This window comes from Pararhodobacter marinus (genome assembly GCF_003122215.1).
GTDB classification, from domain to species: domain Bacteria; phylum Pseudomonadota; class Alphaproteobacteria; order Rhodobacterales; family Rhodobacteraceae; genus Pararhodobacter; species Pararhodobacter marinus.
In genome coordinates this window covers 405607-419387 of sequence record NZ_QEYD01000002.1, presented here as the reverse complement: position 1 = coordinate 419387, position 13781 = coordinate 405607, and the positions used below count along the sequence as shown (strand labels likewise).

General features: G+C 68.2%; 12 protein-coding genes. 7 read left to right on the top strand and 5 right to left on the bottom strand.

Annotated features, from left to right (window positions below; genetic code table 11):
* Positions 1 to 51: 51 nt before the first annotated feature.
* Positions 52 to 1395 (bottom strand): proline--tRNA ligase, encoded by a 1344-nt coding sequence (gene proS / locus C4N9_RS04590; protein ID WP_109532112.1) that lies wholly within the window; start codon positions 1393 to 1395, stop codon positions 52 to 54.
* 207 nt (positions 1396 to 1602) lie between these two features.
* Positions 1603 to 3363, bottom strand: coding sequence for an SLC13 family permease (locus tag C4N9_RS04585; protein ID WP_109532111.1), 1761 nt, complete (start codon positions 3361 to 3363; stop codon positions 1603 to 1605).
* A 209-nt stretch (positions 3364 to 3572) separates the two neighbouring features.
* Between C4N9_RS04585 and C4N9_RS04580 the strand changes: the two genes are divergently transcribed.
* Together C4N9_RS04580 and C4N9_RS04575 are read left to right on the top strand one after the other, a co-directional pair.
* Entirely contained in the window at positions 3573 to 5369 is a 1797-nt protein-coding gene (locus tag C4N9_RS04580; RefSeq protein WP_109532110.1) for an ABC transporter ATP-binding protein, read from the top strand.
* A 139-nt stretch (positions 5370 to 5508) separates the two neighbouring features.
* Positions 5509 to 6135, top strand: coding sequence for a 50S ribosomal protein L25/general stress protein Ctc (locus C4N9_RS04575; protein WP_109532109.1), 627 nt, complete (start codon positions 5509 to 5511; stop codon positions 6133 to 6135).
* Between the two features lie 79 nt (positions 6136 to 6214).
* Here C4N9_RS04575 and C4N9_RS04570 read toward each other — a convergent pair whose 3' ends face one another.
* The gene (locus C4N9_RS04570) at positions 6215 to 6469 is read right to left on the bottom strand and encodes a DUF7218 family protein (protein ID WP_109532108.1); all 255 of its coding nucleotides are present in this window, start codon (positions 6467 to 6469) and stop codon (positions 6215 to 6217) included.
* Positions 6470 to 6627: 158 nt separating this feature from the next.
* Here C4N9_RS04570 and pth point away from each other — a divergent pair, with 158 nt between their 5' ends.
* The 4 genes from pth to C4N9_RS04550 are packed head-to-tail and all read left to right on the top strand — an operon-like array spanning position 6628 to position 10319.
* Positions 6628 to 7317, top strand: coding sequence for an aminoacyl-tRNA hydrolase (pth, locus tag C4N9_RS04565; RefSeq protein ID WP_109532107.1), 690 nt, complete (start codon positions 6628 to 6630; stop codon positions 7315 to 7317).
* A complete protein-coding gene (locus C4N9_RS04560; RefSeq protein WP_109532106.1) occupies positions 7314 to 8342 on the top strand; it encodes a DUF2332 domain-containing protein in 1029 nt (342 codons plus the stop codon). Before pth ends, C4N9_RS04560 begins: the two co-directional genes overlap by 4 nt.
* A gap of 51 nt (positions 8343 to 8393) precedes the next feature.
* Positions 8394 to 9275, top strand: coding sequence for an oxygen-dependent coproporphyrinogen oxidase (gene hemF / locus C4N9_RS04555; RefSeq protein ID WP_109532105.1), 882 nt, complete (start codon positions 8394 to 8396; stop codon positions 9273 to 9275).
* 45 nt (positions 9276 to 9320) lie between these two features.
* Positions 9321 to 10319, top strand: a complete 999-nt coding sequence (locus C4N9_RS04550; RefSeq protein ID WP_245902451.1) for an NADPH:quinone reductase — start codon at positions 9321 to 9323, stop codon at positions 10317 to 10319.
* A gap of 168 nt (positions 10320 to 10487) precedes the next feature.
* Here the strand turns inward: C4N9_RS04550 and C4N9_RS04545 are convergent, their stop codons facing one another.
* Positions 10488 to 11669 carry a cytochrome P450 gene (locus C4N9_RS04545; protein ID WP_109532104.1) on the bottom strand — a complete coding sequence of 394 codons (1182 nt, stop codon included), beginning with the start codon at positions 11667 to 11669 and terminating at the stop codon, positions 10488 to 10490.
* 173 nt (positions 11670 to 11842) lie between these two features.
* On the opposite strand from C4N9_RS04545, the gene C4N9_RS04540 reads away from it, so the two are divergent.
* Positions 11843 to 12208, top strand: a complete 366-nt coding sequence (locus C4N9_RS04540; RefSeq protein ID WP_146195119.1) for a hypothetical protein — start codon at positions 11843 to 11845, stop codon at positions 12206 to 12208.
* A gap of 18 nt (positions 12209 to 12226) precedes the next feature.
* On the opposite strand, the gene C4N9_RS04535 is transcribed toward C4N9_RS04540, so the two are convergent.
* A complete protein-coding gene (locus tag C4N9_RS04535; RefSeq protein WP_109532102.1) occupies positions 12227 to 13615 on the bottom strand; it encodes a dipeptidase in 1389 nt (462 codons plus the stop codon).
* Positions 13616 to 13781: the final 166 nt, after the last annotated feature.

Here is a 13781-nt window from a genome sequence, read left to right as displayed (position 1 = left end):
GACATGGCCGTCACGCGAAGCAATCGCCGACGGCCCCCGCGCACCGGCCCGTCACAGATGCGGCGCGTAGATCTGCGCCAGCCGGTCGACGGCCGCATCGGCCGACAGTTCCTCGCTCTCGCCCGTGCGGCGCGAGGTCAGTTCGACCACCCCGTTCTTCAGCCCGCGCGGCCCCACGGTGATCCGCCACGGCAGCCCGATCAGGTCCATCGTCGCGAATTTCGCCCCCGCCCGCTCTTCACGGTCGTCATAGAGCGGATCGAGCCCCTTCGCCTTCAGCGCCGAATAAAGCGACTCGCAGGCCGCATCCGCCGCGCCGTCGCCCTGCTTGAGATTGACGATCCCCGCATGGAAGGGCGTGACGCCTTCGGGCCAGATGATCCCGTTCTCGTCATGGCTCGCCTCGATGATCGCGCCCAGAAGGCGGCTCACACCGATCCCGTGGCTGCCCATATGCACCGGCACCCGCTCGCCCTTGTCGTTGACCACCGTCGCGCCCATCGGCTCGGAATACTTGGTGCCGAAATAAAAGATCTGCCCGACCTCGATCCCGCGCGCCGAGCGGCGGCGTTCCTCGGGCACCTGCGCCTCGAACGCGGCGGCATCATGCGTATCGTCGGTGCGCGCATAGCGCGAGGTGAATTCCTCGAGCACCGCGCGGCACTGCGCCACATCGTCGTAATCAATCGCCCGATCGCCGAAGCGCAGATCGGTGATCTCGCTGTCGTAGAACACCTCGGATTCGCCCGTCTCGGCCAGAACCAGGAATTCATGCGTGTCGTCGCCCCCGATGGGCCCCGACTCGGCGCGCATCGGAATGGCCTGCAGGCCCATCCGCTCGTAGCTGCGCAGATAGCTCACCAGATGGCGGTTATAGGCATGCATCGCGTCCTCGTAGGTGAGGTCGAAATTATACCCGTCCTTCATCAGGAATTCGCGCCCGCGCATCACGCCGAAACGCGGCCGGATCTCGTCGCGGAATTTCCACTGGATGTGATACAGCGTCAGCGGCAGGTCCTTGTAGCTCGACACATGGCTGCGGAAGATGTCGGTGATCATCTCCTCGTTCGTGGGTCCGTACAGAAGGTCGCGCTTGTGGCGGTCCTTGATGCGCAGCATCTCCTCGCCATAGGCCTCGTAGCGGCCGCTCTCGCGCCACAGATCGGCGGGCTGCAGCGTGGGCATCAGAAGCGGGATATGGCCCGCGCGCTGCTGTTCCTCATGCACGATCTGCTCGATGCGCCGCAGCACCTTGAAGCCCAGCGGCAGCCAGGAATAGATCCCCGCCGCCTGCTGGCGGATCATGCCCGCGCGCAGCATCAGCCGGTGGCTGACGATCTGCGCCTCGGACGGCGTCTCCTTGAGAACGGGCAGGAAATAGCGGCTCAGGCGCATGGTTCACCTTCAGGTCAAAGTTCGCACCGTGTCTAGGCGATTGCCGCGCGCCCTACAAGAAGTGTGGTATCGCTCCCGCCCGATGAACCGTGCGCCGAGGGACGCCCATAGCCCGCGCCCTTTCACTTTGCCTCAAATACTCAATACCCGCCGCCCCTCACGCGCGCGCGGACGCCCGTGAGCGCGCGGATCTGCCCAGACGACGCCTCACAGCCCCCAGACCAGGACGATCAGCGGCACCGAGACCGCGACGATCACCGCCTCCAGCGCCAGGCCCAGTTTCCAGTAATCCCCGAACCGGAACCCGCCCGGCCCCAGGATCAGCGTGTTGTTCTGATGCCCGATCGGCGTCAGGAACGCGCAGGAGGCGCCGATCGCGACGGCCATCAGGAAGCCCTCGGCCCCGGCGCCCAGCTGGGCCGCGATTCCCAGCGCAATGGGCGCCATCACCGCCGCCGTCGCCGCGTTGTTCATCACGTCCGACAGCACCATCGTCACCACCAGCACCACCACCAGCGCGGCCAGCGTGTTCCCCTGCGCCAGCCAGTCCACCATGCCGCGCGCCAGCAGATCCGCCGTGCCCGTCTCCTGCATCGCCGCCGCGACCGGGATCAGCGCGGCCAGAAGCACGATCACCGGCCCGTCGAGCGCGCGATAGAGTTCGCGCAGCGGCAGCGTGCCGGTCAGCATCGTCGCCAGCACGCCGCCCGCGAAGGCCACAGCCGAAGGCAGGATGCCGAACGCGGCGACCAGCACCGCCGCTGCCATGATCGCCGTCGCCAGCCACGCCTTGCGCTTGTCGGGCACCCAGAGCGGCGCGGTATCGAGCGGAACGCAGCTGAGATCGCGGGCGAAATCCGACAGCACGTCGGCCTTGCCCCGCAACAGCAGCAAATCGCCCGATTTCAGCGTCAGCGTCCCCAGCCGCCCGCGCGGACGCGCGCCCTCGCGCGCGACGGCCAGTAGCGACACGCCCCAGCGAAAGCGCAGCCGGAGCTGGCGCGCCGAACGGCCGATCAGCGACGAACCCGGCAGCAGAGCGAATTCGCGCAGCACGAATTCGTCGTCGTTCTCGTCCTCGTCGCGCGTGCCCAGCCCCTCGAGCGCGATCTCGTGGCGCGCCGCGCTTTCGGTCAGCGCCTTGGCCTCGGCCTCGACGATCAGCACGTCGCCCGCCTGGATCTTGCGCGAACCGTGGGGGTTGTTCTGCCGCTCGGTGCCGCGAATGAGCGCGAGGATCACCAGATCGACGCCTTCCAGCTCGGCCTCGAACTTGCGCAGCGTGAGACCCACGGCCTTGCTGTCCTCGGGCACGCGCAGCTCGGTCAGGTAGGTGCCGGTCTCGAACGGCATGTCGCCCGCCGGGCGCCGCACCGGCACCAGCCGCCAGCCGATCAGCGCGACGAAGGCGATCCCGGCCAGCGCCACGGGCAGGCCCACCCAGGTATAGTCGAACATCCGGAACGCGCCGTCGGGGCGGAAGGTGGCGACGATCAGGTTGGGGGGTGTCCCCACCAGCGTGACCATGCCGCCCATGATCGTGCCGAAGGCCAGAGGCATCAGCACCTGTCCCGGAGGCAGGTTCAGCCGGCCGGCAAGCTGGATCGCCAGCGGCATGAGCAGCGCCATGGCCCCCACATTGTTCATGAAGGCCGACAGCGCCGCGCCCAGCCCCATCAGCGCGGCCACGGCGCTGAGGCGCCCGGCCTCGGCGGGCAGCACCCGGCGGGCCAGCACATCCACGGCGCCCGTATGTTGCAGCGCGCGGCTCAGGATCAGCACGCAGGCCACGGTGACGACGGCCGGGTGCCCGAAGCCGGTGAAAGCCCGGTCGGCATCGACCAGCCCGGTCACCACGCAGGCAATGAGCCCGAACAGCGCCACCGCGTCATGGCGGAACCGTCCCCACAGGAACCCGCCGACAACCAGGAAAAGGATCGCAAGAATGGTCAGTTGCGGGGTGGACATGGCCTCTCCTGCGGGGTCATCACTGCGGGACAGCCGATTCCGCCCCGCATCGCCGCCAAGGTGACCTGTCTCGGGCGCGGAAGCAAACGCCTTGGCGCGCGACGGGTTCCCTGCGGCAGCGGTGTCCGTGACGCGAAGGCCCCGGTTTCCCTGCCCCGCGATCCACGGTATAGGGGCGCGATCCCTCCGGGCCTTTCCGCGTGAGCCAAGTGTCGACCCCGAAAAAGAAATCCAAATCGGAACCGCTGCCGCGCCGCGCCGACCCGGCGCGCGACCGGGCGCTGGCGCGCTGGTTCTGGCACAATCACGTTCGCGGCTGGCTGCCCCATATCCTGTTCGGCATCGTGCTGATGGCGATGGACGGGGCGATGGCGGGCGTGCTGAGCGCGCTGCTGAAACCGATGTTCGACGATGTTCTGGTCGCCGGCCAACAGGACATGGTGCTGTGGGTGGCGCTGGGGATCGGGGGCACATTCGTGGTGCGCGCGGTGTCGTCGCTGACCTATCGCACGCTGATGGCCTATGTGGCCGAGAAGGTCGTGACGCGCTTGCAGCTCACGATGACCCAGCACCTGATCGGGCTGGACCAGTCGTTTCATCACCGCCACCCGCCGGGGCACCTGATCGACCGGGTGCGCGGCGATACGCTGGAGCTGAACGCGGTTTTCGAAAAGATCATCCCCAATCTCGGGCGCGACATGGTGTCGATCGTCGTCCTTCTGGGCGTGGCGATGTGGATCGACTGGCTGTGGACGTTGATCGCTTTGGTGGGCGTGCCGGCGCTGGTGCTGCCGGCTGCGTTCCTGCAGCGGGTGGTGCGGGCGATGGGCGTGCGGGCCCGCGAGAGTTCCGCCGCCGCCTCGACCCGGCTCGACGAGATCTTTCACGGCGTACAGACGATCCAGCGTTCGGGCACCGAAGAAACCGAGACCGCGCGCCTCAGCCGTGTCTTCACCCGCTTCGTGAAAGCGCGCGTGCGCGTGGCGGGCGGTCAGGCGGCCATGGGCTCGATGTCGGATCTGGTGGCGGCCCTTGGTTTCGCGCTGGTGATGATCTTCGCCGGCAGCCAGATCGCCGCCGGAGAACGGACGGTCGGCGATTTCATGACCTTCTTCGCGGCCATCGCCTTTCTGTTCGAACCGCTGCGCCGGCTCGGCAATCTGGCGGGCGCCTGGCAAAACACCCTCGCCTCGCTCGAACGGATTCACCGGCTGCTGGATGAAAAGCCGCGCATCACCCAGCCCCAGGGCGATCTGGCCCCGCTGCCGCAACCCGGTCACGAAGACGTGGTCTTCGACAACGTGACCTTCGCCTACGAGGCCGAGCCGGTGCTGCACGGGCTCAGCTTCACCGCGAAAGCGGGACAGACCACGGCGCTGGTCGGCCCGTCGGGAGCGGGGAAATCCACGGTCTTCATGCTGCTGACCCGGCTTGCCGATGCGCAATCGGGGCGGATCCTTCTGGGCGGCGAGGACATCACGCGCATGGATCTGCGCGGCCTGCGCAGCCAGTTCAGCGTCGTGGCGCAGGACAGCGCGCTCTTTGACGAGACGCTGCGCGACAACGTCCTGATGGGCAAGACCGACGTGTCCGAGGAACGCCTGCAGCGGGCGATCAGCGCCGCGCATGTCGACGAATTCGTGCCCGGCCTGCCGCAGGGACTTGAAACCCGCGTCGGCCCGCGCGGCTCGGCGCTGTCGGGCGGCCAGCGGCAGCGGGTGGCGATTGCCCGCGCGCTGGTCCGCGAGGCGCCGGTCCTGCTGCTTGACGAGGCGACCTCGGCGCTCGACGCGCAATCCGAGGCTCTGGTGCAGCAGGCGCTCGACGATCTGAGCGCGCAGCGCACCACGCTGGTGATCGCGCACAGGCTCTCGACCGTGCGCCATGCCGACAAGATCGTCGTCATGGAAGCCGGCCGCGTGGTCGAGGAAGGCAACCACGACACGCTGCTGGCGCTTGGCGGGGTTTACGCAAAGCTGCACGCGCTGCAATTCAGCGGGACCTGAGGACCCGGCGCGGCGGACTGTCCGCGCCGCCCCTCACTTTCTTCTTTCCATTCCGCCCCGGCTGCGCTATGGCCAGCCCCGCTGCGCATCCACCCTTGGAGGGGCGTGGCTTATGCAACCTAATTCATGGAGAACCGATATGGCTGGTGAGATCCAGGATCTGATCGCCGAGGTCCGGACGGGGTCGGGCAAGGGGGCCGCTCGTCAAGCTCGTCGCGAGGGCAAGGTGCCCGGCGTCCTCTACGGGGGCGGCGCGGACCCGCTGAACGTCAATTTCGACTTCAACTACCTGCTGAAACTGCTGAAGCAAGGCCGCTTCAAGTCGCAGCTGTGGAACCTGAAGGTCGAGGGCCAGGAAGACGTCCGCGTCATCTGCCGCGACGTGCAGCGTGATGTCGTCAAGGACCTTCCGACGCATGTCGACCTAATGCGCCTGCGCCGCACCTCGCGCATCAACCTGTTCGTGCACGTGGAATTCATCAACCACGCAGCCGCGCCGGGTCTGAAGCGCGGCGGCACGATGGTCGTGGTGCGCCCGGACGTGGAACTGAACGTTCTGGCCGGCGAGATCCCCGAGAAGCTGGTGGTCGACCTGACCGGCAAGCAGATCGGCGACACGATCCACATCAACGACATCGAACTGCCGAGTGGCGTGAAGCCGGTGATCAACCGCAACTTCGTCATCGCCAACATCGCGGCCCCGTCGGGTCTGCGCTCGGCCGATGCCGAAGACGAGGGCGCCGAGGAAGAAGCCGCCGAGGACTGATCCTCAGGCTGTCGCTTCAGGCAAAATCACGCGAAACCCCGCCCCCCGAGGGCGGGGTTTTCCGTTGCGCGGGGCACATTCAGTGGCTGCGCAGTGCGTCGATCAGCTCGTCCTTGCTCATCGCAGAGCGCCCGTCGATGCCGATCTCCTTGGCCCTGTCGTAAAGATCGTCGCGCGTCCAGTCCTCGTAAGGCGGCGCCTTGCCGCCCTTCTTCGACGGATGCATGTCGGGATTGGCCTTGGCGTTCGAGATCCGCGCCGCCTTTTCCTTCGACATGCCGTCATCGCGCAGGCTTTCGTACAGGTCTTCGTCCTTCAGGCTGGGATTGGGCATGGGTTTCTCCTTTCACAGGCTAACCCCCGCGCGCCGCTCCTGTTCCCCCTGCCGGGACCTTTGGGCCGGATTCCGCCCGCGCGCGGCCCTGCTGGCGGCCCCGTCTGTCCGTCCGGCGCCGATGGACACCCCCGGGGCCGCGCGCTAGAACAAGCGCCATGAAACTCATCGTCGGCCTCGGAAATCCCGGCGCGAAATACGCGCAGAACCGCCATAATATTGGCTTCATGGCCGTGGACCGGATCGCCTCGGATCACGGGTTCAGCCCGTGGAAATCGCGCTTTCAGGCGCAGGTGGCCGAAGGGCGGCTGGGCGGCGACAAGGCGGTGTTGCTGAAGCCGCAGACCTTCATGAACCTGTCGGGGCAGGCCGTGGGCGAAGCGATGCGCTATCTCAAGCTGACGCCTGCCGACATCATCGTTCTGCATGACGAGCTTGATCTCGCGCCCGGCAAGCTGCGGCTGAAACAGGGCGGCGGGCATGCCGGCCATAACGGGCTGCGCTCGATTCACCAGCATATCGGCGAGGCCTATGCGCGGGTCCGGCTGGGCATCGGCCATCCCGGCCACAAGGACCGCGTCGCGGCCTATGTGCTGCACGACTTCGCCAAGGCCGATGACGACTGGCTCGACGACCTGATGCGCGGGATTTCTGACGGCGCCGATCACCTGGCCGCCGGGGACGGGGCGAAGTTCCAGAACGCGGTCGCCGCGCGCACCGCGCCCGCGCGCAATCAGGGGCGCGCGAAACCAGCCCCCGAACCGAAGACCAAGCCAGAGCCCGAACCCGAACCCGAACCCGAAGACACCCGCTCGGCCCTGCAGAAACTGGCCGACAGGTTCCGATGACCGGCGCCCTGCCCCAGGCCTTCCGCCAGCAAAGCGACGCCTGCGCGGCGCTCGGCTCGCCCTTCATGGCGCGGCTCTGCGCGCTGCTGGCCGACAGGCTGCGCCCCGACCGGCCCCTGACTCGCCGCCTGTTCGACTGGCCCGGCGACATGACGGCGGCGGGCGATGCCGTGCCCCTGCGGCTGGCCGGGGCGCTTCACGCGCTTGTCCTGCGCGGGCATGCGGGGCTGACAGCCGTCTACCCGCCGCACGAGGCCCCCGACGACGCGCTCTGGCAGGCCATCGACACCGCGCTCGACAGCGAGGAAGGTTTCATCGCGCCCTTCATCGACCGCGCGCCCCAGACGAACGAGGTCCGCCGTGCCGCCGTACTGATCGCCGCCGGTCACTGGCTGGCCGAGCGTTTCACGCTGCCCTTCGTGTTCTCCGAACTGGGGGCCAGCGCCGGGCTGAACCTGAACTGGGACCGCTTCGCGCTGCAAGCGGGACAAGCCCGGCTTGGAAGCCCCTCGGCCAGGGTGGTCCTGACCCCCGACTGGTCGGGCGCCCTGCCCTTCGCCGCCGATATCACGGTGGCCCAGCGTGCGGGCGTCGACCTGGCGCCGATCGATCTTCAGGATCCCGAGGCCCGCCTGCGTCTTCTCGCCTATCTCTGGCCCGACCAGCCCCATCGCCGCGCACTGACCGAAGCCGCCATCGCCACCAGCCCGCCAAAGCCCGACCGCGCCGATGCCATCGACTGGCTGCAAACCCGGCTATCCCCGAAACCCGGCCATCTGCACCTCGTCTGGTCGACCGTGGCCTGGCAATATTTCCCCCGCGCCGCGCAAGCGCGCGGCACCCGGCTGATGGAAGAGGCCGGCGCCCGCGCGACCCCCGATGCCCCGCTTGCCTGGCTTTCCTACGAAGCCGACGGCACCAGCCCCGGCGCCGCGCTGACGCTCAGGCTCTGGCCCGGCAACCGGACCCTCGATCTGGGTCGCGCCGATTTCCACGGCCGCTGGGTCGACTGGCGCGCGCCCTGATCTCTTCACTTTGCCGCAAATACTCAAAAGACGCCGCCACCGAGAGGCTCCATGACCGATTTCGAGATCCGCAAGACACAGGCTGCCGACTGGTTCCGCAGCCTTCGCGACACGATCACCCGGGCCTTCGAGGCGCTCGAGAACACGACCGACAGCGACCGCCCCGCCGGGCGGTTCGAAGTCACGCCAACCCAGCGCGACGGCGGCGCGGGCGGCGGCGGGATCATGTCGGTGATGCGCGGCGGACGCCTGTTCGAGAAGGTCGGCGTCAACTGGTCGGCGGTGCATGGCACGCTGGGCGAGCGCGCGCAGAAGGCGATGGCCGCGCGGGGCGTGCCCGGCATGGCCGAGGATCCGCGTTTCTGGGCCTCGGGCATCAGCCTTGTCGCGCATATGCGCAACCCGCACTGCCCGGCGGTGCATATGAACACGCGGATGTTCTGGACCCCCGGCGCGTGGTGGTTTGGCGGCGGCGCGGACCTGAATCCCTGTCTCGAATACGCCGAGGACACGGCGCATTTCCACGCCGAGCTTCAGCGCGCCTGCGACGCGCATGATCCGGGCTATTACGACCGGTTCAAGGCCTGGGCGGACGAGTATTTCTTCATCCCCCATCGCGGGCGCGCGCGCGGCGTCGGCGGCATTTTCTATGACGACCTCAATTCGGGCGGACAGGATTCCGACAGCTGGGACGCCGATTTCGCCTTTACCCGCGCGGTGGGCGAGGCGTTCCTGCCCGCCTTCGTGCCGCTTTGCGAAAAGCGCCGGGTGCAGGACTGGTCCGAGGCCGAGCGCGATGCGCAGCTCGTCCATCGCGGGCTCTATGCCGAATACAACCTCGTCTATGACCGGGGCACCAAGTTCGGGCTGGAAACCGGCCACGACGCCAATGCGGTGCTGATGAGCCTGCCGCCGCTGGCGAAATGGATCTGAGCCAATGCGCGGCCGATCCCCAGGCCTGAGCAACAGGAGACAGCGATGACCGATATGCAGGCCCTGTGCTACGACCGCACCGGCCCCGCGCGCGAGGTGCTCGCCCTGCGCGCCGTCGAACGTCCGGAACCTGGCCCCGGCGAGGTGCTGGTGCGGGTGGCCTATTCGGGCGCCAACCCGTCCGATGCGAAGACCCGCTCGGGCGCCCGCGCGCCGATCCCCTTCCCGCTGGTCATCCCCGACAGCGACGGCGCCGGGCGTATCGTCGCGACGGGTCCGGGCGTCGATCCCGCGCGCCGGGGACAGCGCGTCTGGCTGTGGAACGCGGCCTGGCAGCGGCCCTTCGGCTCGGCCGCGCAGTATGTCTGCCTGCCCGAGGCGCAGGCCGTCCCCCTGCCCGACGCCGCCAGCTATGCCCAAGGCGCCTGCCTCGGCATACCGGCCATGACCGCGCATCGCTGCCTTTTCGCCGACGGGCCGGTGACGGGCGCCAACGTGCTGGTCACCGGCGGCGGCGGTGCGGTCGGCGCCTATGCGGTGCAGATGGCGAAGCGGGGCGGCGCGGCGCGGGTGATCGCCACCGCCTCGCCCGCCAAGGCCGACCATGCGCGGATGATGGGCGCGGATGCGGTGATCGATTACCGCGACCCCGATGCGGCGCTGCAGATCCGCGCCGAAGCGGGCGGCGGCATCGACCGCATCGTCGAGGTCGAATTCGGCGCCAACCTGCCCGTCACCCGCGCGGTTCTCAACCCCAATGGCGTCGTAGCGACCTACGGCTCGATGGCCGAGCCCGAGCCGGTCCTGCCGTTTTACCCGATGCTGTTTGCCAGCCAGACGCTGCGCATGGTGCTTGTCTATATCCTGCCGCCCGACGCCCGCAGCGCCGCCATCCGCGACATCAATGGCTGGCTCGAAACCGGTTCGCTGACGCATACCGTCGCGCTCGAAGCGGCCTTCGCCGAGGGCTGGCGCGCGCATGAAGCCTGCGAAGGCAATGACCGGATCGGCGCCGCACTGATCGCTGTCGATCCGGAGGCCTGACCGCGCTTCACTCGGGACATACTCCACCGGAAGAGGGCCGAGGGGAGAGCGCCGAGAGGGGGGCGTGTCCCCCTCTCGGTCCGGGTGCGGGCGGGCAGCCCGCGCGGGTGACGGGGGCTCGATGCCCCCGTCGCCCGCCCCTCCCGGACCCTTGCTAGCGCCCCTGACTCAGCGCTGAACGATCAGCTGCTCGAGCCCGTGGAAATGGTATTTCATCGCGTAATCCGCCGGTCCGGCAAGCCGCAGGTCGGGACAGGCCGCGAACAGCTTGGGCAGCGCGCGCACCAGTTCCATGCGCGCCAGCGGCGCGCCCACGCAGAAATGCAGCCCCACGCCGAAAGCCAGATTGGGCTTGGCAGGCCGCCCCGGATCGAAGACCGAGGGATTCTCCCACATCGACGGATCGCGATTGGCCGCGCCCAGCATCACCGCGACCTCGTCGCCCGGCTCGAAGACATGGCCCATCACCTCGATCCGCTCGTAGGCCCAGCGGGTGAACATGTGCAACGGCGGATCGAAGCGCAGCGTTTCCTCGATCGTCGCCTCGACCTTGTCGGGCGCCAGCCAGTCCTTCGGTCCCCCCGCCTCGAGGATCGTCTTCACCCCGTTGCCGATCGCGTGGACCGTCGCTTCATGGCCTGCGTTGAGGAGCAGGATGCAGGTCGCGATCAGCTCGTCCGTCGACAGCTTGTCGCCCGCCTCCTCGGCGCCGATGAGCGAAGTGATCAGGTCGTCGCCCGGGCGCCGGCGGCGCGTCTCGACATAATCCCGCAGGAAGGCGGTAAACTCGGTGCTGGCGCGGGCGGCGGCATCCTCCATCGCACGCGTGCGGCCCGCCTGGTACATGCCGACCATCGCGTGGGACCAGGCCAGAAGCTGATCCTTCATCTCCTCGGGCACGCCCAGAAGCCGGGCGATGATGATCACCGGGATGGTTTCGGCGAAAGCGGGCAACAGGTCGAACGGCCCCTCGGGCAGCTTCCCGATCAGGTCGTCGACAAGGCTGTCGATCTCTGGACCCAGAGCCTCGATCCGGCGCGAGGTAAAGGCGCGCAGCACCAGGCCGCGCAGACGCTTGTGGCGCGGCGGTTCCAGTTCCAGCATCGAATGCGCCTCGATGGCGTAGAAGGGCGCGGTATGCGGCGCGATGGGCGGGCGCTTGTCCTCGGGGATCTCGCGCCCGAAGCGGCGGTCGCGCAGGATCTGGTTCGCGGCGGCGAAACCGAAGACGCAGGGCAGATTGTAATCCTCCCAGAACACCACCGGGCCTGCGGCGCGCGCGCGGTCGTAGAAGGCATAGGGATCCTGCACGAAGGCGGGATCGGTGGGCGATTGGCTCAGGCGCTGCATGAAGGGGCTCGGATCGTGGCTGCCGGTCGGTGAAAGCGGGACGTTGCCCAAACCTGACCGCAAGGTCAAGAATATCGGCAAGACGACGCGGCGGAAGATGGACGGCGGCGGAAGACGCACGGAGTGCTGGTCCCGCGTTTGAACCCTTGGCCCGCGTCGCGCGTCTCACGGCCATGTCCCGCATCGCCCGCCTTTCGGCCCCGCCCTCGCCCGCCTTTCCCTCTGCGCTTGCCGCGTCCGCGCGCGGCGCCGGTCTGCTTGTCACGCTTGCCCTCGTGGCCGGTGCCGCGACGCTGGTGCCCGTGCGCGGCGAGCTACTGGCGCTGATCGCCGCCATCGGCGGGATGCTGGCGGTGCCGCTGATCGTGCCGCAGCCCGAGCGCCACCTTGCGCTGGCGCTGAGTTGGAGCGCGCTGGCCCTGTGTCTGCCGCTGGCCCTGGTCCTTGCGCGTCCCGACCTGCCGCTCGGTGCCGGGCTGACGCTGGGCGCGGCGGGGGCCTGGACGGCCCTCGCCTGTCTTGCCGGGCGGCGTCTGTAACCGCCCCGCGCGCCGCCCTCAGGCTTTCGACAGCGCGTCGAGCACGCGCACCCAGCTGCGGATCCCCTTGTGGAACGCGGTCAGGTCGTATTTCTCGTTGGGCGAGTGGATCTGGTCGTCATCGTTGCCAAAGCCGATCAGCATCGAATCCATGCCCAGGATCGTCTGGAAATGCCCGGCGATCGGGATCGACCCGCCGCAGCCGATGAAAGCCGCCGGTTTGGGCCATTCGTCGCTCAGCGCCTGCCGCGCGGCTTCGAAGGCGGGGTTCTCGACCGGCATCGTCGTCGCGCTGCTGCCTTCGGGCTCGTTGATGACATAGCGGCAATCGGCGGGCATCCGCGCCTTGATATGCGCTTCCAGCGCCTTGAGCACGGCCTTGGGATCCTGCGTGCCGACCAGCCGGAAGCTGATCTTCGCCGTCGCCTTGGACGGCAGCACGGTCTTGAACCCGGCGCCGGTGTAGCCCGAGGTCATCCCGTTCACCTCGCAGGTCGGGCGCGACCAGATCATTTCAAGTACCGAGCGCCCCTTCTCGCCCGCCGGCACCGACAGGCCCACGCCGTTCAGGAACGCCTCGGCATCGAAGCCCAGATTGTCCCATTGCGCCTTCTGAGCGTCGGAGAGTTCGGGCACGCCGTCATAGAACCCCTCGAGCGTGCAGGCGCCGTTCTCGTCATGCAGATCGGCCAGGATCTTCGACAGGACATGCGCGGGGTTGCGCGCGGCGCCGCCATACATGCCCGAATGCAGATCCTTGTCGGGGCCGGTGATGACCAGCTCGATCTTGGCAAGTCCGCGCAGGGCGGTGGTGATGGCGGGCGTTTCGCGGTCGAACATGCCGGTGTCGCAGATCAGCGCCAGGTCGGCTTTCAGATCCTCGGCATGCTCTTTCATGTACGGCACGAGCGAGGGCGAGCCGGATTCCTCTTCGCCCTCGAAGAACATCGACACTTTCAGCGGCAGGTTGCCGTGCACCGCTTTCCACGCGCGGCAGGCTTCCACGAAGGTCATGAGCTGACCCTTGTCATCGGCCGCGCCGCGGCCCCGGATCACCCGGCCCCTGGGCGTCTCCTCGACCTGAGGGTCGAACGGGTCGCGCGCCCAGAGTTCCAGCGGATCAACGGGTTGCACGTCATAGTGGCCGTAGAACAAAAGGTGCATCCCCTCGCCTTCGTCATCCTGCGCCACGACCATCGGGTGGCCCGGCGTGGGATGCTTGGCGGCGTCGAAGCCCAGATCGGCCAGCTCGTCGACCAGCCAGTCGGCAGCCTTGTCGCACTCCGCCTTGTAAGCCGGATCGGTCGAGATCGAGGGGATTCGCAGCAGGCCCTTCAGGCGCTCGAGCGACTCGTCGAGATGCATGTCGACATGAGCGAGGACGGGGGTGGCGGCGTCGGAGGTCATGGAACTTCCCTGTTGTTGCGGTCCAACCCTAGTCCCGCGCGGGCGGCGAAGTCCAGATGCCGGGTCGGCGGTCTGCCCAAGGGCGGCGATTGCGCGGCGTTCAACGGAATGTGTGCACGAAAAGCGCCGGAAAAACGCCGGTCAAGGGGCTGCATTCGCGCTATAA